This is a genomic window from Lipingzhangella halophila (genome assembly GCF_014203805.1).
GTDB classification, from domain to species: domain Bacteria; phylum Actinomycetota; class Actinomycetes; order Streptosporangiales; family Streptosporangiaceae; genus Lipingzhangella; species Lipingzhangella halophila.
The window spans coordinates 4,164,567-4,191,357 of record NZ_JACHJT010000001.1 but is presented as its reverse complement, the minus strand read 5'-3'; the positions used below and the strand labels follow the sequence as shown (position 1 = coordinate 4,191,357).

24 protein-coding genes are annotated in these 26,791 nt (G+C 69.1%); 17 read left to right on the top strand and 7 right to left on the bottom strand.

Going from position 1 to position 26,791, the window contains the following annotated elements; translation table 11 throughout:
* Genes F4561_RS19295 through F4561_RS19280 form a run of 4 tightly spaced genes read left to right on the top strand, consistent with a single transcriptional unit; the run spans window position 1 to window position 3,133 of the window.
* Window positions 1–972, top strand: coding sequence for a carbohydrate ABC transporter permease (locus F4561_RS19295; RefSeq protein WP_376773668.1), 972 nt, complete (start codon window positions 1–3; stop codon window positions 970–972).
* On the top strand, window positions 969–1,820 hold the full coding sequence (locus F4561_RS19290; protein WP_184580793.1) for a carbohydrate ABC transporter permease: 852 nt from the start codon (window positions 969–971) through the stop codon (window positions 1,818–1,820). The genes F4561_RS19295 and F4561_RS19290 overlap by 4 nt, the downstream gene beginning before the upstream one ends.
* Window positions 1,817–2,851, top strand: coding sequence for a glycoside hydrolase family 3 N-terminal domain-containing protein (locus F4561_RS19285; RefSeq protein WP_246437236.1), 1,035 nt, complete (start codon window positions 1,817–1,819; stop codon window positions 2,849–2,851). The genes F4561_RS19290 and F4561_RS19285 overlap by 4 nt, the downstream gene beginning before the upstream one ends.
* Before the next feature lie 33 nt (window positions 2,852–2,884).
* Entirely contained in the window at window positions 2,885–3,133 is a 249-nt protein-coding gene (locus F4561_RS19280) for a hypothetical protein (protein ID WP_246437235.1), read from the top strand.
* A 54-nt stretch (window positions 3,134–3,187) separates the two neighbouring features.
* On the opposite strand, the gene F4561_RS19275 is transcribed toward F4561_RS19280, so the two are convergent.
* Both F4561_RS19275 and F4561_RS19270 read right to left on the bottom strand, forming a co-directional pair.
* The gene (locus tag F4561_RS19275) at window positions 3,188–4,741 is read right to left on the bottom strand and encodes a long-chain-fatty-acid--CoA ligase (protein ID WP_184580792.1); all 1,554 of its coding nucleotides are present in this window, start codon (window positions 4,739–4,741) and stop codon (window positions 3,188–3,190) included.
* 77 nt (window positions 4,742–4,818) lie between these two features.
* The gene (locus tag F4561_RS19270; RefSeq protein WP_184580791.1) at window positions 4,819–5,250 is read right to left on the bottom strand and encodes a DUF6406 domain-containing protein; all 432 of its coding nucleotides are present in this window, start codon (window positions 5,248–5,250) and stop codon (window positions 4,819–4,821) included.
* 389 nt (window positions 5,251–5,639) lie between these two features.
* Here F4561_RS19270 and F4561_RS19265 point away from each other — a divergent pair, with 389 nt between their 5' ends.
* The 4 genes from F4561_RS19265 (at window position 5,640) to F4561_RS19250 (ending at window position 10,591) form a co-directional block, all read left to right on the top strand.
* Complete coding sequence (locus tag F4561_RS19265; RefSeq protein WP_184580790.1) at window positions 5,640–6,188, top strand: hypothetical protein; 549 nt, start codon at window positions 5,640–5,642, stop codon at window positions 6,186–6,188.
* A 238-nt stretch (window positions 6,189–6,426) separates the two neighbouring features.
* Window positions 6,427–8,925: a leucine--tRNA ligase gene (leuS, locus tag F4561_RS19260; protein ID WP_184580789.1), complete on the top strand. Its 2,499-nt coding sequence runs from the start codon at window positions 6,427–6,429 to the stop codon at window positions 8,923–8,925.
* A gap of 7 nt (window positions 8,926–8,932) precedes the next feature.
* Entirely contained in the window at window positions 8,933–9,574 is a 642-nt protein-coding gene (locus F4561_RS19255) for a hypothetical protein (RefSeq protein ID WP_184580788.1), read from the top strand.
* Between the two features lie 435 nt (window positions 9,575–10,009).
* Entirely contained in the window at window positions 10,010–10,591 is a 582-nt protein-coding gene (locus F4561_RS19250; RefSeq protein ID WP_184580787.1) for a hypothetical protein, read from the top strand.
* A 70-nt stretch (window positions 10,592–10,661) separates the two neighbouring features.
* On the opposite strand, the gene F4561_RS19245 is transcribed toward F4561_RS19250, so the two are convergent.
* Both F4561_RS19245 and lexA read right to left on the bottom strand, forming a co-directional pair.
* Window positions 10,662–11,738: an alpha/beta hydrolase gene (locus F4561_RS19245; protein WP_184580786.1), complete on the bottom strand. Its 1,077-nt coding sequence runs from the start codon at window positions 11,736–11,738 to the stop codon at window positions 10,662–10,664.
* Between the two features lie 153 nt (window positions 11,739–11,891).
* Window positions 11,892–12,659 carry a transcriptional repressor LexA gene (gene lexA / locus F4561_RS19240; protein ID WP_184580785.1) on the bottom strand — a complete coding sequence of 256 codons (768 nt, stop codon included), beginning with the start codon at window positions 12,657–12,659 and terminating at the stop codon, window positions 11,892–11,894.
* Window positions 12,660–12,910: 251 nt separating this feature from the next.
* Here lexA and F4561_RS19235 point away from each other — a divergent pair, with 251 nt between their 5' ends.
* From F4561_RS19235 to F4561_RS19200, 8 genes are all read left to right on the top strand, one after another.
* Window positions 12,911–13,519 carry a LysM peptidoglycan-binding domain-containing protein gene (locus F4561_RS19235; protein WP_184580784.1) on the top strand — a complete coding sequence of 203 codons (609 nt, stop codon included), beginning with the start codon at window positions 12,911–12,913 and terminating at the stop codon, window positions 13,517–13,519.
* Between the two features lie 424 nt (window positions 13,520–13,943).
* Window positions 13,944–14,411, top strand: a complete 468-nt coding sequence (gene nrdR, locus F4561_RS19230) for a transcriptional regulator NrdR (RefSeq protein WP_184580783.1) — start codon at window positions 13,944–13,946, stop codon at window positions 14,409–14,411.
* Between the two features lie 109 nt (window positions 14,412–14,520).
* Window positions 14,521–17,382, top strand: a complete 2,862-nt coding sequence (locus F4561_RS19225) for a vitamin B12-dependent ribonucleotide reductase (RefSeq protein WP_184580782.1) — start codon at window positions 14,521–14,523, stop codon at window positions 17,380–17,382.
* Between the two features lie 449 nt (window positions 17,383–17,831).
* Complete coding sequence (locus F4561_RS19220; protein ID WP_184580781.1) at window positions 17,832–18,869, top strand: uroporphyrinogen decarboxylase/cobalamine-independent methonine synthase family protein; 1,038 nt, start codon at window positions 17,832–17,834, stop codon at window positions 18,867–18,869.
* A 108-nt stretch (window positions 18,870–18,977) separates the two neighbouring features.
* Window positions 18,978–19,406: a CBS domain-containing protein gene (locus F4561_RS19215; protein WP_184580780.1), complete on the top strand. Its 429-nt coding sequence runs from the start codon at window positions 18,978–18,980 to the stop codon at window positions 19,404–19,406.
* A 102-nt stretch (window positions 19,407–19,508) separates the two neighbouring features.
* Complete coding sequence (locus F4561_RS19210; RefSeq protein ID WP_184580779.1) at window positions 19,509–20,474, top strand: ornithine cyclodeaminase family protein; 966 nt, start codon at window positions 19,509–19,511, stop codon at window positions 20,472–20,474.
* A gap of 175 nt (window positions 20,475–20,649) precedes the next feature.
* On the top strand, window positions 20,650–22,308 hold the full coding sequence (locus F4561_RS19205; protein ID WP_184580778.1) for an SPFH domain-containing protein: 1,659 nt from the start codon (window positions 20,650–20,652) through the stop codon (window positions 22,306–22,308).
* Entirely contained in the window at window positions 22,305–23,768 is a 1,464-nt protein-coding gene (locus F4561_RS19200) for an SPFH domain-containing protein (protein ID WP_184580777.1), read from the top strand. Before F4561_RS19205 ends, F4561_RS19200 begins: the two co-directional genes overlap by 4 nt.
* Window positions 23,769–24,042: 274 nt before the next feature.
* On the opposite strand, the gene F4561_RS19195 is transcribed toward F4561_RS19200, so the two are convergent.
* The 3 genes from F4561_RS19195 to F4561_RS19185 form a co-directional block, all read right to left on the bottom strand.
* The gene (locus tag F4561_RS19195; protein ID WP_184580776.1) at window positions 24,043–24,234 is read right to left on the bottom strand and encodes a hypothetical protein; all 192 of its coding nucleotides are present in this window, start codon (window positions 24,232–24,234) and stop codon (window positions 24,043–24,045) included.
* Window positions 24,235–24,369: 135 nt separating this feature from the next.
* The gene (locus F4561_RS19190; RefSeq protein WP_246437234.1) at window positions 24,370–25,062 is read right to left on the bottom strand and encodes a hypothetical protein; all 693 of its coding nucleotides are present in this window, start codon (window positions 25,060–25,062) and stop codon (window positions 24,370–24,372) included.
* Between the two features lie 70 nt (window positions 25,063–25,132).
* Entirely contained in the window at window positions 25,133–25,684 is a 552-nt protein-coding gene (locus F4561_RS19185; protein ID WP_184580775.1) for a DoxX family membrane protein, read from the bottom strand.
* Window positions 25,685–25,837: 153 nt separating this feature from the next.
* On the opposite strand from F4561_RS19185, the gene rnhB reads away from it, so the two are divergent.
* A complete protein-coding gene (rnhB, locus tag F4561_RS19180) occupies window positions 25,838–26,536 on the top strand; it encodes a ribonuclease HII (RefSeq protein ID WP_312885379.1) in 699 nt (232 codons plus the stop codon).
* Window positions 26,537–26,791: the final 255 nt, after the last annotated feature.

The following is a 26,791-nucleotide window of genomic DNA, read 5'->3' as shown; positions in this document are numbered from 1 at the left end:
GTGAGCGACCCCGTTGCGACGCGGCCGGCCACAACCGGGGCCGGCCGCCGTACACCCCGACGTTTCGCGGCTCGCCTGCGGCGGGCGGTGCCCATCCACTGGGCGCTGCTCGCGCCGGCGCTCGCCGTAATCGGGGTGTTGCTGCTCTACCCGCTGTTCCGGGTTCTCGTGCTCTCGTTCCAGGACTACGGCCTGCGCAACGTTATCTCCGGCGAATCCGACTACAACGGGCTCGACAACTACGTCCAACTGCTCACCGACCCCTACCTCTGGCGGGTGGTGCTGCCCAACACGGCGGTGTTCGCGGTGGTCGCGGTCGGCGGGACGGTCGCGTTCGGCACCCTGGTCGCGTTGCTGCTGCGCATCCTCGGCCGGGTCGCCCGCACCATCGTGATCAGTTGCATCATGGTGGCCTGGGCGATGCCGGCCGTCAGCGGCACCTACGTGTGGATCTGGATCTTCGACGTGGACCACGGCCTCGTGCGCCAGGTGCTGCAGGCCGTCGGCCTACTCGGCCCTGAAGGGTTCAACTGGTTCACCGAGCGGCTGTCGTTCTACGCGATCGTCACGCTGAACGTCATCCACCACGGGTTCCCGTTCGTCACCGTGACCGTGCTGGCCGGGCTGCTCACCATTCCCCGCGAGTACTACGAGGCGGCACTGCTCGACGGCGCCACCGCGTGGCAGCGGTTCTGGCATGTCACCGTGCCGACGATCCGCCCCGTGTTCGCCGTGGTGACCATTCTTTCCACCATCTGGGATTTCAAGGTGTTCGCGCAGGTGTATCTGATGCCGGGCGGGTCCGGCACCAACCCCGAAGTGCTGAACTTCGGGACGTGGTCCTACATCCGGGCCTTCGCGCGCCAGGACTACGGGGCCGGTTCGGCGATCGCCGTGCTGCTCACCCTGATGCTGCTCGGGATCATCATCATCTACCTGCGCTCACTGTTCCGGGACGAGGAGTTGCAATGACGACGCGGGTACGCCGGAGGTCCGGCGCGCGGCTCACGGGTGCCGCGCTCGTCCGGTGGGCGGCCGTGGCCGGGGTGCTGCTGTTCACCCTGTTCCCGGCCTACTTCATGGTGGCGACAGCGGTGTCGGCGGAGGCCGGCAGCGGAACCGACGTCCTGCTGCCCGAGGCGCTGACACTGGAGCGGTTCCGCTACGTGCTCACCGAAGCCGGTTTCCTCGGGTACCTGCGGAACTCGCTGGTCGTCGCGCTGATCACCGTGGTGGGAAGCTGCCTGCTCGCGCTGCTCGCCGCCACCGCGGTGGCGCGCTTCCGGTTCCGGATGCGCACCTCCATCCTGGTCATGGTGCTGGTCGTGCAGATGGTCCCGCTGGAGGCCCTGGTCATCCCGCTCTTCCTGCAGGTGCGCGACCTGGGGATGCTCAACTCGCTGATCGGGCTGAGCATCGTCTACATCGCGCTGGCGGTACCCTTCGCCGTCTGGATGCTGCGCGGCTTCGTCGCCGCGGTACCGGTCGAGGTCGAGGAGGCCGCCTACGTCGACGGGGCGTCCTGGGGGCGGATGTTCTGGTCGGTGCTGTTCCCGCTCGTGGCCCCCGGGCTGGTGGCCACCGGGGTGTTCTCGTTCATCGTGGCCTGGAACGAGTTCATCCTCGCGCTGACGTTCCTGGAGGACGGGGACAAGTACACCGTCGCGGTGGGGCTGCGCCGGTTCTTCGGCCCCTACACGAACGACTGGGGCGCGATGATGGCGGCCTCGACCATCATCACGGTGCCCGTCATGCTGTTCTTCCTGGCCGTACAGCGCGGCCTGGTGTCCGGACTGGTCCAAGGAGCGGTGAAGGGATGACGGAGATGCACGCTGACCCCGAGGTGGCACGCCTGGCCCACGCGGTGCTCCTGCCCGGTTTCAGCGGGACGTCGGTCCCCTCGTGGCTCGCCCGCGCGGTCGAGGACGGGCTCGGCGGGGTCATCTACTTCGCCCACAACCTCACCGCGGACCCGGCTGGCCTCTCGGCTCAGCTGCACGGGCTGCGCCCCGGCCTGCTGCTCGCCAGCGATGAGGAAGGCGGCACCGTCACCCGGCTGCACGCGGCGAGCGGATCGCCCTACCCCGGGCACGCCGCGCTCGGCGCCGCCACCGCCACCACCCGCACGTACGAAGTCGCCGCGGCCATGGGCGGCGACCTGAGCCGGGCCGGAATCGACATCGCGTTCGCGCCGGTGGTGGACGTGCACGTCGACCCGGACAACCCGGTGATCGGGGTTCGCTCGTTCGGCGCCGATCCCGGCCGCGTCGCGAGCCACGGGGCGGCGTTCGTCGACGGCCTGCACGCGGCGGGAGTGGCGGCCACCGCCAAGCACTTCCCGGGGCACGGGGACACCAAGACCGACTCGCACACCGCTCTTCCGGTGATCGACATCGACCCGGCCACCCTGTACGAGCGGGATCTGGTCCCCTTCTCCGCCGCCGTCGAGGCGGGGGCGGAGCTGGTGATGCCCGGCCACATCCGGATCCCGGCGCTGGACGAGGCACCGGCGAGCCTCTCCGCCCGCTGCTACCAACTGCTGCGCACGGAGCTGGGGTTCACCGGGATCGCGGTCACCGACGCCCTGGACATGCGCGCCGTCGCGCACCACACGGGTGCCCGCGACGCGGTGGATGGTATCGCCCGCGGCGCCGTGGCCGCGCTGTCCGCCGGCGCCGACCTGCTCTGCCTCGGAAACCCGCGCACCGCTGGCCACCCGGACCAGGCGATGTTCAGCGCGGCCCGCGACGCCGTCCTCGACGCGGTGCGGTCCGGGGCCCTACCGCGCTCCCGGCTCGCCGAGGCCGCCGAACGGGTCACAGCATTGGGCTCGGCACGTGCGGCGGCTTGACCGGCGCGATCGGACTCGGGGAAGGTGAGACCAATGCACCGTGGGGAGCACGCCATGGACCCGGATGTCCAGGAGCACGCGATCGAGCCCGACGACCCATGGCCGAAGAGCCCCACGAACGTCCGGATCCGCTGCAACGTGTGCATGGCGCTGCGGTTCTTCGCCGACCGGCACGCCGACCGCCTCGACGACTACAGCCCCGGACCGCACTGCAAGACCTGCGGCAAGCGCATCGAGTTCCGCTGCACCGTCTGCGACTCACTGTGGACGCCGCTGTCGTGAGCGCGGGGTGTTGTGCGGCGGGCCCTGGCCGTCGCCCGCCGCACGGACGAGCGCTCAGCGCAGCTCGCGCTTGAGGATCTTCCCCGTAGCGGTCATCGGCAGGTTGTCGCGGAACTCCACGACGCGCGGGTACTTGTACCCCGCGAGCTGCTCCTTTGCCCAGTCGACGAGTTCTTTCTCGGTCAACGACGCCCCCTCCTCGCGGATGATGTACGCCTTGACCTCCTCGCCATGCGTCTCGTGCGAGATGCCCACCACGGCGGCGAGGCTGACGTCGGGGTGCGCCATCAGCGTCTCCTCCACCTCGCGCGGGTACACGTTGTAGCCGCCGCGGAGGATCATGTCCTTGGCCCGGTCCACGATGAAGAAGTAGCCGTCCTCGTCGCGGCGCGCGATGTCACCGGTACGGAACCAGCCGTTCTGCAGCACTTCGGCGGTGGCGTCGGGGCGGTTGTAGTAGCCCTTCATGACGTTGTGGCCGCGGATGGCGATCTCGCCGGGGCCCTCGCCCTCGACGTCCTTGAAGTCCTCGTCCACGAGCTTCATCTCCACGCCCCAGATCGGCAGCCCGATGGACGTCGGTTTGGCCCCGCCCTCGGAGTTGGGGTCGTTGAACGACGCGACCGGGGACGTCTCGGAGAGGCCGTACCCCTCCTTGACCTCGATGCCGAACTGTTCGGTGACCTTCTTGGCCAGCTCCGCGGGCAGCGGAGAGCCCCCGGAGACCGCCGTGGTCAGGCTGCGCCCGATGGCGGCCACGTCGTGCTCGCCCTTGGCGCCGAGCAGCCCCCAGTACATCGTGGGAACCCCCGCGAAGACGGTGATCTTCTCCCGCTCCATGAGGTCAAGGGCCTCGTCGCCGTCGAAGCGCGCCTGCAGGACGATGGTGGCCTGCCGGAACAGGGGAGTGTTCATCATCGTGGTCTGACCGAAGATGTGGAACAGCGGGAGCACCGCGAGGAACCGGTCGTCCACGCCGTCGGTCTCCTCGTACATGGTGTGCGAGATCGCGGCGTTCATCATCAGGTTGCTGTGCGTGAGCTCGGCACCCTTGGGCCGGCCGGTGGTGCCGCTGGTGTAGATGAGCACCGCGGTGTCGTCGGCCTCGGTGAGCGCCGTCTCGAACTGGCCGGGCTGGCCCGCGATCGCCGTCCAGAACGTCTCGGCGCCGTCGATCGCGGACTCGGTGATGCCGGCGGCGGGCGGCAGGTCGACGTAGGTCTCGCACTCCTCGACCTCGTTGAACGCCTCGAACGCGCGCTCGCCCAGCGGAAGGTCGGGGGAGCCGGTGAAGGCGAACAGCGCCTTGGCGCCGGAGTCACGCAGGTGGTAGGCGATCTCCGGCCCGGCGAGCAGGATGTTCAGCGGCACGACGACCGCCCCGGCCTTGAGCGCCCCGAAGTAGACGAACGGGAAGTACGGGGTGTTCGGGCTCGCGAGGGCGACTTTGTCGCCGCGCTGGATCCCGCGCGATACCAGGAAGGCGGCAACCTGGTTGGCGATGGTGTTGACCAGCGAGTAGCTGAGGCGCTGATCGCCGAACACCACGCATTCGCGGTCGGGGGTTCTGCGCGCCCCGTCCTCAAGCAGCACGGAAAGATTGAGCATTGCTTCTCCAACGGTGGGTGCTCCGGGTCGGATCCCCGTTCTACCGCACGGTAACCGTCAGTGGAAGCTTCGGGTCCCTAATTTTCTTCGCGGACCAGTGTCGCGCTGCCGGGCTGGGACTCGGACTCGCTCATCCCGATCTCGGAGACCCGCCAGATGTCGTCGCCGATGTCGACGGTATCCCCAAGGCTGGCCGTGTGCTCCTCCTCGCTGTCCTTGCCCTCGCTGACGGTGATCACCACCGCGGGCTCCTCGCCCTCCTCGTCCGCGGCGATCTGCACCGTCCCTACCGCGTCGCCGCCGGTGCGCATCTTGTAGTCGACACCTTCGGTCAGTTGCAGACGGCCATCGGTCTCGCCGACCACCGTCGCCTCGTCGCTGGCCGCGGAGTCGTTCTCGGACTCGTCTCCACCGCAGCCGGTGGCACCGAACGCGAGACAGAGCCCGAGGGTGGTGGCGGAGATGCGCCGGGCGGCGCTTTGGGCACCCTGGGAATTGCACAGAGTCATATCGCGCGGATCTCCATTTGCTCTCGAACGTCGCCGAATAGGGCCGACCGGCGGATACCACCAGTTTCGCCGCACACCGGCGTATGGCAACGAATGACACGCTGTTACGCACCGGAATGGCCGCGGGCCACACGGCCACCCGCTGTGCATTCTCCCACTCACAGGCCGCGAAGGTGCCCTCCTTCCGCGCTCCACTCCGAATAGCGGGCGCCGCTTCCATCCGCGGCCGGGCTCCCGGGTCCAGATCCGGCCCCGGTCTGGGTGTGACGGCACACCGTAGCGGAATGACCGTGCGGCCGAGGGCCATCCCGGGTAGTGGGCCGCGTGACGCGGCAACGCGCGAAAGCGAACAGTCGAGCAACAGCGGGGACGCGAGCGAAGGAGCCCGAATGCCGACATGGATCTGGGCTGGCGGAGTGCTGATCCTCGCCTGCGCGGTCTTCCTGGTCTGGCGCCTGGTGCTGCTGACCAAGCAGCCGCGCAGGTACTTCCGCGCCGGGACCGCCGACCCGGAGAAGGGCCTGTTCACCGCTGAGGAGGGCGGTAACCGGGCACCGGAGACGGTACGCGAACCGGTGGAACCCGGCGTGCTGGAGACCACGGTCGACGAGGAAGCGGCAGAGCTCATCCAGGGTCCGCGGCACGACGCGCCGCCCATCACCAGCAATGTCGACCGCCAGGCGGAGGACGTCATGGACGAGGCGCTGGGCGAGCCCGAAGCGCAGGACGACACCGCCCCGCCCCGGCACGCCCGCCAGAACGAGGGCGAGGTATTCCAACGTGAGCGGCGCCGCATGGCGGCGGCCGAACACCGTCGGGCCGCCGAGGAGCACCGCCGCGCCGCTGAAGCCATGGCTCCCGAGGAGCAGGAGTCACCTGCGGCCAAACCCGCGGACGGCCGCCAGCAGACACGCCGCGGCGGAACCCAGCCGTCCTGAGGCCCGGGCCGCGGGCCCCGCGGCCCCACCGGTGGTGGCGCGGCCCGGATGCTCCGCCGCCGCCACGGGTTATCTCGTCGAAGCAATCGCCCGGGACACGCTAACCTTGAGGCACAGCCGACCGGATGGCACCGGCCACCGGCGCACCGACCCGTCCACGGGCGCAGCCGCGGAACGGCGAGCACGCCCGCCCGACGCGAACTGCCCCGAGCGTGAACCCGTAGAGGACGATTAGGCGATGACAGCGGTAGACGGAGACCGGGTGGCGAGCGACGTTTACGACGCCCGCGCACTCCAGGAAAAGTGGCAGGCACGGTGGAGGGCGGACAATCCCTTCGTCGCCAGCGAGGACCCCGCCGACGACCGTCCGCGCCGCTACGTGCTCGATATGTTCCCCTACCCCTCCGGTGACCTCCACATGGGCCACGCGGAGGCGTTCGCGATGGGCGACGTCGTGGCGCGCTACCGCTTCCAGCTCGGCGAGAACGTCCTGCACCCGATCGGCTGGGACTCCTTCGGGCTGCCCGCCGAGAACGCGGCTATCAAGAACGACTCCCACCCGGCCGAGTGGACCTACGCCAACATCGAGACCCAGGCCGAGTCGTTCCTGCGCTACGGCGTCTCGCTCGACTGGACCCGCCGGCTGCACACCAGTGACCCCGAGTACTACCGCTGGAACCAATGGCTGTTCCTGCGGTTCTTCGAGCGCGGGCTGGCCTACCGCAACGAAGGCTTGGTCAACTGGTGCCCCAAGGACCAGACCGTGCTGGCCAACGAGCAGGTCGTGCAGGGCCACTGCGAGCGCTGCCATACCGCGGTGGTGCGGCGCAGCCTGAACCAGTGGTATTTCAAGATCACCGAGTACGCCGACCGCCTGCTGGACGACATGCGGCAGTTGGAAGGCGGAAAGTGGCCCGATCGGGTGCTGCTGATGCAGCGCAACTGGATCGGCCGGTCCCACGGGGCCGACGTCGGATTCGCGATCGAGGGGCGCGACGAACCCGTCACGGTGTACACCACGCGGCCCGACACGCTGTACGGCGCCACGTTCTTCGTGGTCGCCGCCGACGCCGCGCTCGCCGAGGAGCTGTGCGCGCCGGAGCACCGCGGGGAGCTGGACGCCTACCGCGAGCAGGTCGCCAAGCTGACCGACATCGAGCGGCAGTCCACCGAGCGCCCCAAGACCGGCGTCTTCCTGGGCCGGTACGCCATCAACCCGGTCAACGGCGAGCGCATCCCCATCTGGGCCGCCGACTACGTGCTGGCCGAGTACGGCCACGGCGCGATTATGGCGGTCCCCGCGCACGACCAGCGCGACCTCGACTTCGCCTGGAAGTTCGGGCTGCCCGTGCGCAAGGTCGTCGACACCGGCGACGCCGACCCGGCCGAGACCGGTGTCGCCACCGCCGGCGACGGCACGCTGGTCAACTCCGGCCCCCTGGACGGGCTGGCCAAGGACGAGGCCATCGAGCGCATCATCGGGATCCTGCAGGAGCGCGGCACCGGGCACGGCGCCGTCAACTACCGGCTGCGCGACTGGCTGCTGTCGCGGCAGCGCTTCTGGGGAACACCCATCCCGATCATCCACTGCCCCGACTGCGGCGAGGTCCCGGTCCCCGACGACCAGCTCCCGGTCAAGCTGCCCGACAACCTGAAGGGTGCCGACCTGGCGCCGAAGGGGGTCTCACCGCTGGCCGCGGCCAGCGACTGGGTGAACGTGAGCTGCCCGAAGTGCGGCGGTGCCGCCAAGCGCGACACCGACACCATGGACACCTTCGTCGACTCCTCGTGGTACTTCCTGCGCTACTGCTCGCCCAACCACGACACCGCCCCGTTCGACCCCGAGAAGGTCAACACGTGGGGCCCCATCGACCAGTACATCGGCGGTGTCGAGCACGCCATCCTGCACCTGCTGTACGCCCGGTTCTTCACCAAGGTGCTGTACGACATGGGGATGGTCTCCTTCACCGAACCGTTCTCCCGGCTGCTCAACCAGGGCCAGGTCATCAACCAGGGCAAGGCGATGTCGAAGTCCCTGGGCAACGGGGTGGACCTGGGCGAGGAGATCGAGCGGTACGGGGTGGACGCGGTCCGGCTGACCGTCGTCTTCGCCGGCCCGCCCGAGGACGACATCGACTGGGCGGACGTCTCGCCGGGCGCCTCGCTGAAGTTCCTGAACCGCGCGTTCCGGGTGATGGTCCAGGCGGGCGCCGCCTCGCCGCCGGGCACCGACCCTTCGGCGGGCGACCTCACCCTGCGCAAGGCCACCCACCGCACCCTGGACCAGGTCACGACGGCGGTCGAGGCGTATCGCTTCAACGTGGCCGTCGCGCGCGTCATGGAGCTGGTGACCGCGGCCCGGAAGGCGATCGACACCGGGCCCGGTGCCGCCGACCCCGCGGTCCGCGAGGCCGCCGAGGTCATCGCGATCACGCTGTCGCTGGTGGCACCGTACGTCGCTGAGGAGGGGTGGGAGCGCCTGGGCCACACGGGCTCGGTCGCCATCGGAAACTGGCGCCATCCCGACCCCGAGCTGCTGGTGCGCGAGTCGGTGACCTGCGTCGTCCAGGTGGCGAACAAGGTCCGCGACAAGCTGGAGGTCAGTCCGGACATCACCGAGGAGGAGCTGGAGCGCCGGGCGCTGGAGTCGGAGCGCGTGCAGGGGTTCATCGGCGACCGCGAGATCCGCAAGATCGTGGTGCGGCCGCCGAAGCTCGTCAACATCGTGGTGGGTTGACCCCTCGATGGTGACGCGTCTCGCCGAGCGGGCACTGCCCGCGTGGGCACCTCCCTGGACCGGGCGGGCGGTCCTCGCCGCTGCGGCGGTGGCCGCCATTGTCGCTGCCGCCGTCACGGCCGGGACCATCCTGGGCGCGAACGGTCCCGCCGACGAGGCCGCGCCTGACGACACCTACGCCGCCGCGCCCGGCTGCGACACCGTGCCGGCCGACACCGTCGAGTCCGCGGTTCCCGGCGCGGCGCTGGAGGCCAGCGAGCAGGGAGCGCTTCCCGCCGCCAACGGCGCCACCTGCGTGTGGACGTCCGTCGACTCCGCCGACAACGCGCCCCGGGTGCTGCACGTCGACTTCACGGCGAACTTCACCGACGAGTCCGAAGAGGTGAGCGGCGCGGAAATCGCCGCCGCACAGGTCGAACAGCTTCGCGCTGACGCCAGCGGGGGCAGCGTTCCAGCTCTGGGCGGCAGCGCCCTGGTCCGGGAGGCCGTGCCGGGGGATGGAACCGCGGAGGTCGCGTTCGTCCGGGGCAACCTGGTGGTTCGGGTGCTCTACGGCGGCGACGCGGACACCGGCGGCGAGGCGCTGTCCTTCGACGAGGCCCGCGAGGGCGCGGTGTCGGTGGCCGAGGAGCTCGCCGCGGACCTGTAGTCCGGCGGGGCGGCGGGCCAGCCGCGCCGGAACGGTTCGGCCCGCGAACACGGCGGCCCGGCCCCGGCGCCACGGAAACGCGGCGCCCGCGCCCGTGCCGGAGGCCGAGGTGTGCACTCCGGTACGTTTCCCGCCTGCCCAGGAACACGCCTCCCGTCGCTAGCGCGCGAGGCCCGGTAGCGTAGATCTACCGACCGGCACGAGGCGTAGACAGAAAACGGGGAGGCGTCAATGGCCCAGCCACCCTCTGGTGGCCCTCCGCACAGACCGTCCGGACCGCCCGATCGTCCTGCGCCCCACCCGGAACGGCCCCAACAGGGCGGTCAGTGGGGCGGAGCCGCCCAGGACCCCACCGGCGGACAGCACACCGGGCACCCGCCGGCGGCCCCGGGGCCACCGGCCCCCAGGCAGAACCGCGGCTGTGCCGTCGCGGCGGTGGCGACCCTGGCGGTCCTCGCCCTGCTGCTCATGGCGGGCGGCGTGTGGGGCATCATCTGGCTCAGCAGCGCCAGCGGCGAGTACCAGGCGGCTCCCGGCTGCGAGGTCGGGCAAACCTCCGCCCTGGACAGCCTCGTCAGCGACTACGAGACCGATCTGGACCAGCCGATCAAGGGACTCTCCGAGGACTGGCGCGAAGGACACGAATGCCGGTGGGTCACACCGGAGGACGGTTCGGAAATCCCCTCCGCGGCCCGCATGGCCATCGTGCACAACTCCGACCACTCCAAGGGCGACGGTGAGGACGAGGCCACCAGCGCCCTGCGGGAAGCGGCCGAGGGCAACTCCGCCACCGCGATCGACGATCTCGGCGACAGGGCACTCTCCTGGACCGAGACCCAGTCCGACTTCGGCTGGGGATGCGTCGGGGTCCAGCTGTCCAATCTGTTCGTGCTGTCGTGCTACACGGCCGCGGTCGACTTCCAGGCGAGCCAGTCGATCCCGGACGAGGAGGCCATCGCGGGGGCTGAGGAGCTCGCCCGCGAGACCACGCGCCAGATCGAGGACGGCGACTTCTGACGGTGGCCTCTCCCGCGGCCAGCGGGAGGTTCACCGGTGGGCCGGGCCTCCCGCCGGGAGAAGCCGATCCTCACACCGCCCCTGGCGCCGCCGTGTCCAGGAAGTCCCGCACGGCCGGCGCGACCTCTTCGGAGAACGGGCGTTCGCTGTCGAGCGCGGCGGCGCCGGGGGAGTCGTCGTACTCCCGGAACACATGGTCCGCATCGGCGATGTCTATCCGGGTGCCGTCGTCGAGCCCGGTCATGAGCCGGTCGATGTCGCTCTCGGCGATCTGGGAGTCGGCCGTGCCCCACAGGACCAGCGTCTCGGTACCGGACGGCAGGTCACGCGCCAATCGCACAGGGTCCATGGCGTCGATCCGCCGCAGGAACGGCTCGACCTGCGGCTCGAACACCCCGTCCAGCTCGGCGGCCAGATCGTCCGGCAGCGGTTCGTCGGCGCGGATCCGCGAGACCCCGTACCGGGTGTCGGAGAGCACCTGCGCGGCGTGCTCCGCGTCGAACTGGCCCCTGCTCTCGGCACGCCGAACCTGCTCGGTGACCTGCCGGTCGATGGTGTCCAGGTAGCGCTCGCCCGGCGGGGCGGCGAGCAGCAGCCCGGCCGGGGGAGGATCCTCGACCACCTCGGGCGCGCGCAGCGCGAAGAGCGCGCCCTCGCTGTGCCCGAGCACCAGCAGTTGTTCGGGGTCCACGCCGGGCTGCGCGGCAAGCTCCGCGTACGCCGCGACGACGCCGTCCTCGAAGTCCTCGAACCGGACACGGTCGTCCGCGTCGTGTCCGGCCGTTCCGGTCTCGCCCGACCCCAGTTTGTCGTAGCGCAGCGAGGCAACACCGGCCTCGGCGAGCACGTCGGCGAAGTTGCGGTTGGTGTCGGCGTCCGGCCGGAGCGGGCTGTTGCCGTCGCGGTCCGTGGGGCCGCTGCCGGAGATGATCAGCGCTCCGGCCACCGGCTCGTCAGCCCCTTGGGGCATCGTGAGGGTGCCGTGGAGGGTCGCGCCGCCGCTCTCGAACTCGACCTCGCGCTCTTCGCCGCTGATATCCGTGTCCTGGGTGGCGGTATCGGAGCCGCCGCACGCGGCGGCGAACAGCAGCGTTCCGGCGGCCGCCAGGACACCGGCCGCGCGGGCCGGGAGGTGACGGAGGAGCATGCCCCTACCGTACGATCCCGGAACGCCGCCCCGGTACTCGGCGTCGGTGTGCGCCGGGGCCGCCAGCACGCAGCCCTCCGGGTCGCTGGTGGGTACGGCCGCCCGGCGGTGGCGAGATCGTTGTCGGGTTGTGTCTGTCGAGGATGGCCCCGTTCAGACCCGGCGCAGCACGGTGACGACCTTCCCCAGGATGGTGGCGTGGTCGCCGTTGATCGGCTCGTAGGCGTCGTTGCGCGGCAGCAGCCAGACGTGCTCGCCGTCGTGCTTGAACGCCTTGACGGTGGCCTCGTCATCGATGAGTGCGGCCACGATGTCGCCGTTCTCGGCGTCGGGCTGTTGGCGGACCACGACCAGGTCACCGTCGGTGATGGCGACGTCGGTCATCGAGTCGCCGACGATGTTGAGCACGAACAGCCGGCCCTCTCCGACGAGCTGTTTCGGCAGAGTGAGAACGTCCTCGATCGACTCCTCGGCCAGAATCGGGCCGCCGGCCGCGATCCGGCCCACGACCGGGACGTCGATGGCGTGCTCCTCCTCGGCCTGGGGAGTCTCCTCCAGGTGGTCCCAGGAGCGCACGGGCGGCTGTCCGGGAATGCGGATTTCCACCGCGCGGGGGCGGTTCTGGTCGCGGTGCAGGTACCCCTTGCGTTGCAAGACCTTGAGTTGGTGCGCAACACTAGAGGGGCTCGACAACCCCACCACATCGCCGATCTCCCGGATCGACGGTGGGTAGCCGCGTTGCCTTACGTAGCGATGGATGCAGTTCAGGACGCTCTGCTGGCGAGCTGTCAGTTTCGGCGGAGTGTCCGACTGAGCTGTAGAGGCCTGGGCATCCGCGGTATTCGGGGTAGCGGAACGGAGCGTGGTCACGGGTGCCACACCCGAGTGAGCTTCCTGCGCTCCGTGGTTCTCCTCCGGCACGGCCGGCCTCCTTGGCGGTCATAAGCGTGGGTTGTCGGCGAGATCATCGTTTCTCGACCGTGTTGCGGACGGTCATTCCCTGGGCCGTCGTGGTGACGACTACGGACTGACACGGCGCTGAAACGTGTCCAACATTAGTGCCCTCACGAGGGAACATCAAACAAACGTTCGAGATGGCGCTGAAAAATTCGCCCAGATGAGGTAGTAATCGAACGTTAGTTCTGACGAACTGGCGTTCGAAGGAGACGGTTATGTCCGAACCAGTTCTGCGACGCCCCCCGCGCCCGGTGGTTCCCAGCGGGCAGTTGCGCCGGACCCGCAACCACGGAGGTGCGGAGGAGGCCGCGCAGGTGCGGCCCACCGCCGCCCCCTCTCTCTACGACTGGGCGGTGGAGATTCCCGAGTGGGACCCCGGTGATCACAAGCAGTACGGCCGCCATGCCCGAATCCCGATTCTTGCCGACCTACCCGACCTGTTCGCCGCCGATCCCGGTACGCCGGGCGCCGTGCCCGTACCCGGCGGCTCCCGGCTGACCCGCCGCGGCCGCGTGGTACTCGTGGCGGCACTCACCGTGGCCGCCACCTCCGCCCTGTCGTTGCTGTTCCTCGCCACGGCGCGGGCCGGCGACCTCCCCGTCAGCCCGCCCGGCACATCCGCGGTCCAAGGAGGAGCGGGCGACCTCGACTGGACCGACGACGGCACGGTCGTCGTCGAGGACGGCGACACCCTCTGGGAGATCGCCGAGGAGACGCGTCCCGGCGAGGACCCGCGCCGCACCGTGCACGAGATCGTTGAGTTGAACGATCTGGACGGGTCCGACGTCAACCCGGGCCAGGAAATCGTGGTCCCCGTTTCCTGAACCCGAGCCGCGTGGCCTGTTCGGGCCGCGCCCGGCGGCTGTGCCGCCGCATCGCGCGTGAGCGACCCCACCCGGACACGCCTCCGGCGTGCCGGGTGGCGTCGCGCGGTCCCCGCGCGCCAGGGTTTCCCGCGCCATCCCGCGCGCGACGGCCCCCTCTCAGCGCCGTCCCCCCGGCGCGCCGCGCCGGATCGGACTTGCGAACACTGGACGACAGTCGTAGGTTAACCACAACATCTGGGGTGCGCGCAGGAATACTAGATCTAGACCTTGTGCTTCTCTGGGTGAGGGGTGCTATCCGGACCGTCTCGAACGGGGCGGGGCGCGCCGCGTGCGACGAGGACGAAACAGGCACAGACACAGCCGCTGAGCAGGCCCGCGATCGGGCGGGGCCGGCCACGGCACGGAACTGGGGAGGCGCGGGATGCACTGTCCGTTCTGCCGTCATCCCGACACCCGGGTGATCGACAGCCGGTCCACCGATGATGGCGCCGCCATTCGGCGGCGCCGCACTTGTCCTGAGTGCGAACGCCGGTTCACCACGCAGGAGACCGTGCTCCTCATGGTCGCCAAGCGCTCCGGTGTGACCGAGCCGTTCTCCCGCCCCAAGATCATCGCGGGCGTGCGCCGAGCCTGCCAGGGAAGACCGGTGACCGAGGACGCCCTGGCCATGCTGGGTCAGCGGGTCGAGGAGGAGATCCGGAGCCGTGGCGTGGCCGAAGTTCCCTCGCACGAGATAGGGCTGGCGATTCTGGGTCCCCTGCGCGAGCTCGACGAGGTGGCTTACCTGCACTTCGCTTCGGTGTACCGGGGGTTCGAGTCGCTGGCCGACTTCGAGAGTGAGATCGCGATGCTGCGCACCGAACGGGCCACGGCCGAGCAGCAGGAGTAGCAGCGCAGGCGGCGGCGCGGACCCGCCGCGCCGTGCGGGGCCGGCGCTCCGTGGGGGCGACGGGCCAGCGTGGCGAAATGGGTAAGTGGCGAGAAACAGGGGGAGCGATATGACGGAGACCACCAGCGGCACTTCCGCGCGTAAGGGCAAGAGCCCGCGCAAGGGGTTGAAGATCGAGCGCGTGTTCACGTCGCCCGGTGTCCACCCCTACGAGGAGATCCAGTGGGAACGCCGCGATGTGGTCATGACGAACTGGCGCGACGGCTCGGTCAACTTCGAGCAGCGCGGCGTCGAGTTCCCGGCCTCGTGGTCGATGAACGCGACCCAGATCGTCGCCAGCAAGTACTTCCGCGGAGCCGTTGGCACCCCGGAGCGCGAGTGGAGCCTCAAGCAGCTGGTCGACCGCGTGGCCGGCACCTACACCGAGACCGGTAGGGCGCACGGCTACTTCGCGAGCGACGAGGACGCCGAGATCTTCGACCACGAGCTGAAGTACGCGCTGGCGAACCAGCTCTTCAGCTTCAACTCGCCCGTCTGGTTCAACGTGGGCACGGCCTCCCAGCAGCAGGTTAGCGCGTGTTTCATCCTTTCGGTCGACGACACCATGGAGTCGATCCTCGACTGGTACAAGGAAGAGGGGATCATCTTCAAGGGCGGCTCCGGCGCGGGCGTGAACCTCTCCCGCATCCGCTCCAGCAAGGAGCTGCTCTCCTCCGGCGGGACCGCGTCCGGGCCGGTGTCGTTCATGCGCGGTGCCGACGCTTCCGCGGGCACCATCAAGTCCGGTGGTGCCACCCGGCGGGCGGCCAAGATGGTGGTGCTCGACGTCGACCACCCCGACGTCGAGGACTTCATCGGGACCAAGGCGCGAGAGGAGCACAAGATCCGCGCGCTGCGCGACGCCGGCTTCGACGTCGACCTGGGCGGCTCCGACATCGTCAGTGTGCAGTACCAGAACGCCAACAACTCGGTGCGCGTCTCCGACACGTTCATGCGTGCCGTGGAGAGCGGTTCCGACTTCGGCCTGACCTCCAGGACCAGCGGCGAGGTCGTCGCCACCGTCGACGCCAAGGAACTCTTCCACAAGATGGCGGAGGCCGCGTGGGGATGCGCCGATCCTGGAATCCAGTACGACGACACCATCCAGGATTGGCATACGAGCCCCGAGAGCGGGCGAATCAGTGCCAGTAACCCATGCAGTGAATATGTTCATCTGGACAATTCTTCCTGCAATTTGGCGTCGATTAACCTGCTGAAATTCCTGCGCGAGGACGACACTTTCGACGTCGAGAAGTTCAGCAAGCTCACCGAGCTGGTCATCACCGCGATGGACATCTCCGTCACGTTCGCCGACTTCCCGACCGAGAAGATCGGCGAGACCACTCGCGCCTACCGCCAACTCGGTATCGGCTACGCCAATCTAGGCGCGCTGCTCATGGCCACGGGCCACGCCTACGACTCCGATGGCGGCCGCGCGGTGGCGGGTGCCATCACTTCCCTGATGACCGGCGTGTCCTATAAGCGCAGCGCGCAGCTGGCCGGTGTTGTCGGGCCGTACGAGGGCTACGCCAGGAACGCCCAGGCCCACAAGCGGGTCATGCGCAAGCACGCGGCGGCCAACGACGACCTGCGCACGGTCGGGACCATGGAGAAGCCGATCCACGCCGCCGCGACCAAGGCGTGGCAGGAGTGCCTCACCATTGGGGAGAAGAACGGCTGGCGGAACGCGCAGGCATCGCTGCTGGCTCCCACAGGGACCATCGGTTTCATGATGGACTGCGACACCACCGGCGTCGAGCCGGACTTCTCGCTGGTGAAATTCAAGAAACTGGTGGGCGGCGGCTCCATGCAGATCGTCAACCAGGGAATTCCGCGGGCGCTGCGGAACCTCGGTTACCCTGAGGAGCAGATCGAGGCGATCGTCGAGTACATTTCGGAGCACGGTCACGTGATCGACGCTCCCGGGCTCCGCCCGGAGCACTACAAGGTCTTCGACTGCGCCATGGGCAAGCGCTACATCGAGCCCATGGGGCACGTGAAAATGATGGCCGCGGTGCAGCCGTTCCTCTCGGGTGCCATCTCGAAAACTGTCAATGTTCCCGAATCTGCGACAATCGACGATTTCGAGCACATCTACTTCGAAGGGTGGCGCCTCGGGCTGAAGGCGCTGGCGGTCTACCGGGACAACTGCAAGGTCGGCCAGCCGCTGTCCACGGCCAAGACCGAGGAAAAGGCGGAGGAGGCGCCCGAGCCGAAGGTGGTCGAGGTGAACCGGCCGATCCGGCGGCGGCTGCCGAAGAAGCGCCCGAGCGAGACCGTTTCGTTCTCGGTCGGCGGCGCCGAGGGCTACATCACGGCGGGGTCCTACCCCGACAACGGTCTCGGCGAGGTGTTCATGAAGCTCGGCAAGCAGGGGTCCACCCTGGCCGGTGTCATGGACGCGTTCTCGATCGCCATCTCCATCGCTCTGCAGTACGGCGTTCCGCTGGAAACCTACGTCGACAAGTTCACCAACATGCGCTTCGACCCCGCCGGGATGACCGACGATCCGGACATCCGCATGGCGCAGTCGGTGGTGGACTACATCTTCCGCCGCCTGGCGCTGGACCACCTGCCCTACGAGGAGCGGGCGGCGCTCGGCGTACTCTCGGCGGAGGAACGCCGGGCGCAGGCCGCCGGTGAGGACCCGTCGCAGGTGGCCGCGCAGGTGGAGTCCTACGCGCAGTCGGCACCGCTGTCCGCGGCAGAGTCCGCGGAGCGGGAGACCGAGAGCGGCGAGCCGGCGCAGGGCGGTGCCGCGGCCGGAGACCGGAACCAGACGCAGGAGCCGCACAGCACGGCCGAGTTCGCCGAGGAGAAGCAGGGCTTCGTCGCCGACGCTCCGCTCTGCGTCACCTGCGGCACGAAGATGCGGCCGTCGGGAAGCTGCTACGCCTGCGAGGGCTGCGGAGCCACCAGCGGCTGCAGCTAGACGTAGCCAGAACTTGCTCTGATCCGGTACCCGCGCGCCTGAAGTTACCGTGAAATAGCAGGTCAAAAGGGGGAGTCGATTCCGGTCGGCTCCCTCTTTGGTTTTGTTTCCATAGTCCACGGCACCACACAGCCCCATCGTCGACGGCGGCCAGCCCGCAACCGGCTGAGCAGCCTCTGGTCCGCACCCTTTTTGTCCCGCTCAGTTGCGAGATGTCTGCCGTATTCGGTGGCGGTGCGTGTTGCCGCGGTGACCGGGCCGGACATTCTCTCGAATGGTGGCCCCACAACGGTTCGCATTTCTGGCCGTATTCTCGCTGCCGACCAGGCCATAATCGCCTTGTACACACAGGCCGGCCGGCGGTCCGGTAAAGCTGCTCCGAGGCGAAGAATGGCGTGATACGGTTCACGATTCTCTTATCGTGGTCCTCTTCTCGCTTGGGGTGGCTTGTGGCAGACCGTTCCGTTCATCTTGTCGGGAGCTATCCCGCGCCGACTGTCGAAGAGGCCATGGCGGTCGCCATGCGAACCGCCGGGGCACGGCTGCGGACACTCGCCGACGGCGAGGTCGGCGAACGGCGCGACTGGGTCGCGCACATCATCGAGAAGCTGCGCGAGCATCCGGACGTGGAACTGGTCTCCGACGGCGGCTATACGAGCTACGACGACCAACCAGTTTTCAAGGTGCGCAAGGGGCACCGGCTCGCGGGGGACTCGCTTGAACTCGGCCACGCCGCCCGGGCCGAGGAGAGCTACGAGGCCTTTTCCGGACTGCGCGCCCAGCACGGTCTCGATGGGGTCGCTTTCCAGGTGGGCATCCCGAGCGACCTCGACATCGCGCTGTTCTCCTTCGGCCCGGCCGGCGCGTTCCGCCGGCGCGGCGCGTTCCGCGCCGCTCTGGTGCGGGAAATATCCGAGATCGCAGCGTGGGCCGGCGACGATGGTGTCTTCCAGATCGAGTGCCCGGCCGAGCTGGTCATGATCGCCTCCGCGCCGCCTCCGTTGCGGCCCGCGCTTGCCCGGATGCTGGCCCGGCCACTCATGCGGCTGGTCACCGCCGCGCCACCGGGAAGCCGCTTCGGTGTCCACCTTTGCGTGGGCGACCTGCAAAACCGGGCACTGCGCCACCTAAGCGACACTGGTCCGATCGCCGCGTTCGCCAAGGCGTTGGTGCGGGCCTGGCCGCGGGACCGGCGCCTGGAGTTTCTGCATCTCCCGTTCGCCTCGGGGGACCGTCCGGCTCCGGCTGACGCGCGCTTCTACCTGCCGCTGCGCAAGCTGCGCGGCACGCCGGCCGGCCCGCGGATTGTCGCGGGCCTGGTCCACGAAAGCCAGAGCCTGGCCGACCAGCGCGTCGTGTTGGGACTGGTGGAGGCTGCCGTCGGACGGGTGGTGGACGTCGGCCCGTCGTGCGGCCTGGGACGCCGGACCCCCGAGGTCGCCCAGACCGTTCTGTCCCGGGCGGTGGCGATCGCTGACTCCCGGTAGGCCAGCGGCCGGCCGCCCCCGACCCCGGCCCGCCCGGTTAGCCGGCAACCGGATCGGGTAGCCCAATAGCTCACCTGGCGAAGCGCGCCTACGCGAAAGGTGACCGCAATGCTGATCGCCGAGATTCTGCGCGCCAAGGGGGCCGGCGTGGTGACCGCCACCCCCGAGACGACGGTGGCGCAGTTGCTGACCGAGATGGCCAGGCACAACATAGGTGCCGTCGTCGTCGCTGAGGGCCGCAGGGTCGCGGGCATTGTCTCGGAGCGCGACGTCGTGCGCCGACTTGAGGAACGCGGGGCGGACCTCCTCGCTGTCCCGGTGTCCGAGATCATGACCGCCGCCGTCATCACCTGCACGACCACCGACACCGACGACACGCTGACCGTAATGATGACCGAGAACCGGGTGCGCCATGTTCCCGTCATGTCCGGAAGTGACCTTGTGGGGCTCGTGAGCATCGGGGACGTCGTCAAGAGCCGCATCAGCCAACTCGAACTCGACCGCAAGCACCTGGAGAAGTACATCACCCAGGGGTGAGCTGCCGCTGTGCCCGGCAGCGCCGCCGGGCATCCGGCAGCGGCGGGTGCCACGCTCGCGTGGCCTCCCTTCGGCGCGCGGTGGCAGTGCGATAATGGAGTCGTGACGCTGTGCATGGGTCGGTCGGACCTGCTCCGGGTGCTGGATGTGCACGCCTGCCTCGACCGGTTGTGGGACAGCTTCACCGCGCAGATCGCGGACTCCACCCAGCGGCGCCTTCGCGTCGGGCTGCCGGATCCGGGCGGTGGGGCGGGGGCCGCGGCCGCTCGCCTGGCGGGGCTGCTTCCCGGCATCCCCGCCTACACGGTCGCGGTTGAGGCGCCCGTGTTCCAGGAGCGAGCCGCCACACGGGGCGTGGTGTGCCTGCACGACCTCGCCAGTGGGGAGCTGCTCGCGCTGCTCGACTCCGGCACGCTCGGCACATGGCGCACCGGCCTCACAGCGGCGCTGGGTACACACAGCCTGGCGCGCTTCGACGCCGAGTCGCTCGGAATCGTCGGCTGCGACGCGCAGGCCGCGCTCCTGGTGCAGGGGCTGACCCGGCTCCGTCCCATCTCGGGGCTGATCGTGGCCGACGCCGACCGGAAGCGGGCCGCGGATTTCGCCGACCGGTGCGCCACCGAGTTCGGGCTCGCGGTCCGGGTGGCCGGCGACGCCGCGGCCGTGGCCGCCGAGTCCGACATGGTGCTGACCGCCACCGGATCTGGCGAGCCGCTGCTGGACCGCGCCGACGCACGCCCCGGTACGCACTTCACCTCAATTCCGGGCCCCGGAGGCGCGGACGAGTCCGGGGGCCGGGAACTACCGCCGGAGCTGCTCCGGCGGTCCCGGGTGATCTCGGACGACGCGGAGCTCGCGGCCGCGGTTGGTGTGCTCACACACGCCGGCGAGGCGAGCGGGACCCTGCGCGGCGTGCTGACCGGGGAGACAGCGGCCCGTGAGGGAGCCGACGACATCACGGTGTACCTTCCTGCCGGACTGCCGCGGCAGGACCTCGCTCTGGCCTGGTTGGCCTACCGTGGAGCGAGCGACGCCGACGTGGGAACCGACGTCGACTTTCTGACCTGAGGCCGCGCTCTGCCCCCCAGACCGCTCATGGAAAGCGGATGGTTACTTCGGAGCGGCAGATCCGTACATCACCTTGTGGAAGGATTTTCGTCACTTCAGTGATGGGTGGCGCGGAACCCGGGCGCAGCTGCCCACGTCGTATTCGCAGTTCCGCGATTTTAGGAGTCAAGTACGCATGTCCTTCGCTCAGACAGTGCGCGGGGCCGTCGAGAACGCTGCCCAGGGCGGCTCCGCTCTCGAGACGGTCTCCGACGCGATCAGCGAGGGGGCGGGAGGCACGGGGCTCGATCCCAGTGACTTCCTCGCGGCTCGAGACCAGGGCACCTCGATTGGTACCCGGATCGAGCAGCAGACCAGCTCCCTCAACAACGCAGGTGAGGTTCTCAACCGGAGCTCCTACGAGCAGAACCGGAGCGGGTCGGTGCACGTCATCTGCCCGATGGTTATCCCGCGAGGCCGCACCCTCTCCACCATGATCCTGCCGATCCTGCTGGTGGTCGGCGGTGTGTTCGGCGCGGTGGTCACCTTCCCGATCTCCGTGTTCACGACGCCGTTGCTGAACCCCTTCTTCGGGATCCACTACTGGATCATCACGCTCGCCGTGGCGGCGTTCATGTGGTGGCGCCAGGGGATGGTCATGGTGCCCGACGGCTGTCAGGCGCTCATCACCAAGTTCGGCAAGCTGGAGGAGACCGTCGGTCCCGGCCGCGTCACCCTGTTCAACCCGTGGAAGCGGGTGTCCTACATCGTGAACACGGTGCGGGAGTACCCGTTCAACTCGCCGATCCGCGAGGCGCCGACCAAGAGCGGTGTCGATGCCTCGGTGGATCTGTTCGTGCAGTTCAAGATCGAGGACCCGCGTGAGTTCATCTTCGTTCTCGGTGCCGTGCAGGGGTTCGAGGAGAAGCTGAACAACGCGATCAGCGAGACCACCCGCAGCCTCATCTACGACCAGCAGGCAGCGGATATCTACGACATGGTCGGGGAGAACTCCGAGCGCCTGCTCGAACAGCTCAACCAGCAGTTCCTGCCGGCGGTGCGGCTGACCAACGCCAACATCACGCACGCCGAGCCCTCTGGTCAGGAGTACCGGATGGACCTCGCGGCGCCGGAGATGGTGCGCGTCGCCAAGGAGGCCTACACCTACGAGTACGAGCTGCAGCTCCGCAAGGAGCAGAACGAGGGCGACCTGAACAAGGAGCTGGCCTCGCTCAACGAGACGCTGTCGGCGATCCAGGCCGACATCGCCCAGTACCAGGCGCAGATGGACACGGCCCTGGAGCGCGAGACCAACCGCGCCCGCGCGAAGGCCCGGGAGCGGTTCGTGGAGGCCGAGAGCGAGGCGAACGCCAACGCGGCGCTGCTGGAGGCGCAGGCGCTGGACATCCGCGCGGTGAGCGCGGCCGAGGCGCCCGAGATCCTCAACTACCGCTACCAGAAGGACGTCCTCGACAAGCTGGAGGCCGTGGCGGGCAGCCTGCCGCAGGTGCTGCAGATCGGCGACGCCGACGAGACCAGCGTGGACTTCCTGCGGATCGCCCAGGGCATCATCGGCGAGACCGAGGACACGCTCTTCTCCGACCAGGACATGACGGCCATCCGGAGCCGGCTCAACGAAATCTCCGAGCGCATCTCGCAGCGCGAGGGCGAGATCAGCGAGTTGCTGGAGATCGAGGAGCGCACGGTGACCCCGGCCGAACCGGAGTCCACGGAGGTTCCCGGTGCCGAGCGGGTTGAGGAGATCCGCCAGTCGGTCGCCGACGACACCATCGACGAGCGGCTGAGCGCCGTCGTCGAGGACACCGACACCTACGAGGGAGAGGCCGGTAGATGAGCCAGCAGACATCTCCGCGGCGGAGCGGCTCGAACATCAAGGAGTCACTGGCGGCGTGGAGCGACATAGCCCGGCTGCTGCGTGGTGGCGACTCCGGCTCGCTCGTCCCCGTCGTCATCCCGCGCGACAGCCGCGGCCTGAAGTGGACCATCCTGGTCTGGTTCGGGATGTACATGCTGCTCACGGCGTTGGTCGTGGGCATTCTCGGGAGCGCGGGCACGATCAACCTGGCGGTGCTCGCCATCCCCTTCCTGGCGCTGGCGGTCCTTTCGTTCGTCGGAGCGATGCTGTGGTGGTGGCGCTCCTCGATCGTGGAGATCGAGCAGGGCACCGCCGGTGTGCTCACCAAGTACGGCCAGGTCGTCGGGACGCTCGAACCGGGCCGGCACTACCTGTGGCACCCGTGGTCGCGGGTCGACTTCGTGGTCGACACGTCCACCGAGATCCCGTACACGGCGCCGGTGCTCGCCTGCCCCACGGCCGAGAACGTGCCGCTGAAGTCGATCGAGTTCTTCCTGAAGTTCAAGATCGAGGACGCGGTGCTGTTCGTGCGGACAATCGGGGCCAGCAACTTCGATCTGGTGCTCTCGAACGCGGTGCAGGACGCGATCCGGCAGCGTAGCCGGAAGGTGCGCACGGAGAGCGCCTATGACCTGCGCGGCTCCGATGTGGACGATATGCAGCAGTTGCTGAACCGGCAGTTGCGGCGCTACGGGGTGACGATCATGGGCTGCAACATCCCGGACGTGCAGCTTCCCAGCCAGTACCAGCAGCACCTGGCCACACGTGAGCGGGTGGCCAAGGAGTTGGTGGCCTACGAACAGGAGTGGGAGCTGACCCGCAAGCGGCGCATCGACACCCTGCTCATGGACATCGAGCGCTCCAAGAAGACCCGCGACGCCAAGATCGTCGAGGTCAATGCGGCGCTGAACAAGGCCCGCAAGGACGTCGCGCAGATGCTGGAGGAGCAGGAGACCGAGGCGCAGCGCGTCCGGTTCGAGATCGAGACGCGCGGCCGGTCCGACCTGGTGGCGGCGCAGAACGAGGCCAAGGCGCAGCGCCACCTCGCGACCTCCTACCGGGACAACCGCGTGATGCTCCGCTACGATCTGGCCCGCCGCCGGCTCGACGTCGGCACGACGCTCGCCGAGCACGCTCCGCAGCCCGTTGTGGTCCGCACAGAGGGAAGCGGCGGCGACTCCTCGGCGCTGTCCACGCTGCTCCTGGCGCAGCTCCTGCCGAACATCGGGGCTAACAACAGGGCCAAGTCATCGCGGAATGAGGCGAACAGCCAGAGTGGGGGATCCGGCGGTCTCCTGGACGACCCGAAGGGGGCCGTGGCCGCTGCGGCCGAGCGTCAGCAGCAGCAGGCTCAGCAGCAGGCCCAACAGCAACAAGCCCAACAGCAGCAGGCTCAGCAGCAACAGCAGGCCGCGACTGGGCGTCAGCGAGGCCGGTAACGCACCGAGCGGGGTGGCGGCACACCGCCTGTGTCGCCACCCCGCCTCGTGTGCGGTGCGGGTATCCCGGTCGGCTGAGAAGGATAAGCGCCCGGTCGAACGCGGTATGACCTGAGATTGGGCGTCCGATTACCCGGACTTTAATTCCCCCCGAGTAGTGTCGAAGACATCGGGGGGAGATTGTTCCCGGATTCTGTTCCACCTCCAAGGGGTGATGCCGGAGTCCGGGAACAATTATTGTGCCGGCGGGCGGATTCCGGTGCGATCCGGTTCGTTACGCGGCGTGTTCGAGTGCCTGGTAGCCACTGTCGATGTCCACTCCGTGCCGCGCCGCTATCTCGACCAGGTCCTCGATCTCGCCGAGCTGGACTGTGCACAGGTCCACGTCGCCTTGGGCGCGTGCCCGCTGGAACGCCGCCACCGCGTCGTGGACGCGCAGGTGCAACGTCGTCATGAATTCGTTCATCGCGCTCGTTCCCAAGAGAGGTTCCTCGGTATGTCTGTCCCTGTATGTTTACCGGACTGATATAAGAACCGGGTTAGTGTCCCGTTCTAATCGCATTTCGAGGAGTGCGGACCGGGTGCCGCAGCGCGGCTTGGTTTAGTAGGCGCTCCACGAGTACCAGTCGCCCGAGATGTGTTCGTAGACGACGGGACCGCCGGGCCCGGCGACGAACACCTCGGTGGGCAGCGTTTCGGGGCTGCGCGCCAGCCCGGACTCGTTCAGCAGTCCCGCGCCCTGCACCGTGTAGAGGGTGACGTCCTCGGTGACCGCGACGGCCTTGAGCGGGTACAGCCCGGACCAGGACCCGTTCAGCGGGATCGTGGTGGAACGATTGGCGGTCTTGTCGACCTCGCTCAGGGCGCCGGACGACGCTTCCACGCGCGCCTGCAGCGGAACGTCGGCGACCGCCAGTGCGAGTGTGCCCAGGGCGATCGCCGGTGCCGCGACCCAGCGCAGCCAGTAGTACCGGATCATGGGGCGGGCCACGGTCAGCGCGATGCCGAGCCGAAGCGCCCCCATGGCGGCGAGTACGGTGCCGCCGCCCACGCCGAACAGCCAGCTCGGTAGGTGCCCGCCCGGCATGCTGTCCTCGTGCAGCAGGACCAGTGCGACGACGACGCAGGCGGGCACGTACAGCCGGCCGGGCGGGCGCGAGGCCCAGGAGACGAGGCGCTCGGCCACTGTGGGTTTGTGCGCGATCTCGATCAGTTTCGCGACCGAGTCGTCCCCGGCGTGTTGCACGGCCCCACCCACCGGTTCCTCGCCGGATGTGGGAGCTGCGGCGGACATACGAGTGTTCCCCCACCGAATCCGTGATCTCGGGCACGGCCGGCGGGGTCTTGGGGCCCGCGGGGCCGCGTCAGGTTCGTGATGGCCGCGGGTACGCGGCCCGCTCCTCAGGATACGGGAGCGGAGGCGCTTGTTCGGGCCGCTTGGTGGAGGTTTCTGGATCGCGGGATGAACGATCTGAGGCCAACCGGTGGCGCGGCGATGTGGGGCGGGCGAACGCCAGGTGGTCAACCGCGAGCCGGCCGGTGTGCATGATCGGTGGCAGGCAGGCCGCGATCGCCAGAATGAGGAATGCCGGTGCGGCGTCGGGGGCCAGCGGCGGCTCCGTGGTCAGTTCCAGCCAGAGCGCGCCGCCACCGAGTACGGCGAGGAAGGCGCCCGCTAGCGGGGTAAGCATGCCCAGGGCGAACGCGGTCGCGCAGGCCAACTCGAGGTGTGGAAGGACCATGGCCGTCTCGCCGGCGGCGGGAACCCTGAACTCCGTGAGTCGCCTGATGGCGAGGGCGTCGTCCTCAATGGTCCGCCACGCGTGGTGGGCGAACAGCCCGCCGAGCGCGAGCCGCAGCGCCAGGGCCGCGATGTCGTACAACGTATCGCGGGGTATGACTGTGCTCCACCTCACGGCTTCCCTCTCCATTGGCACTGTCGGTCAGTATAAAACTACCTACTGTGATAACGCTGATCACGTGTCACACGCGGGGCCAGAGAGCACGCGGAGACGCCAGACACGCCCACCGGAACCGCGTGCGGGCGTACCGGCCACTAGGGTGGTCGCGTGACGACGTCAGCCTCCTCCGAGTCCGCCGCCGTGGTGCCCACGTACGCGCTGGAGAACGAGCTCGCCGCGGGCGGCGCGGCACTTGTCGCCGGTGTTGACGAGGTCGGGCGCGGGGCGTGGGCCGGACCGGTCGCGGTCTGCGCGGCGGTCACCGACGGAACCGACCCGCCCGAAGGGCTCACCGACTCCAAGAAGCTCACCCCGAAGCAGCGCGTGGAGCTGGAAGCCCGGGTCCGCCCGTGGGTGCACGACCACGCCATCGGATACTCCGAGCCCGCGGAGATCGACAGTGTCGGCCTGACCGAGGCGCTCCGGCGTGCCGCGGAGCGGGCCCTGGACGGACTCCGCGAGCGGCCCGATGCCGTGATCCTCGACGGAAAGCACGACTACCTGGGCCGCCCCTGGAGGGTCCGCACCGAGATCCAGGCCGACTCCTCCTGTGTCAGCGTGGCGGCGGCGTCGATCCTGGCCAAGGTGCACCGCGACACCTTCATGGCCGGGCTCGACGAAGAGTTCCCCGGCTACGGCCTCGCGACCGCGGTCGGCTACCCCTCACCCGTCCACCGCGCCACACTCGCCGAGAACGGGCCCACCCCCCATCACCGGATGAGCTGGTCCTACCTCGACCACCTGCCGAAGTGGCGGCATCTGCGCACGCCGCGTCCGGGATCGGACGGCCAGCTTCCGCTGCTCTAGCCTCGGGGCGTTTCACCCAGCGCCGTACCTGGTGTAGAACGTCGGGAAGGCATGAGACACGGGCTGTTGCGGGGTTCCGCCTCAGGGACGTGGCCCGGCGGAAGCCGGTCAGGATGTTGCACAGAGACACACAGACACAACCACCACCGCGGCGCGGCCCATCGCCCGCGGTGGAACGGGGCACCGCGTGAGGCTGGCGGCAGCGGGGTGGTCGAGACGCTGTCGCCGGACCGGGCACGACGGGAATAAGGGGGC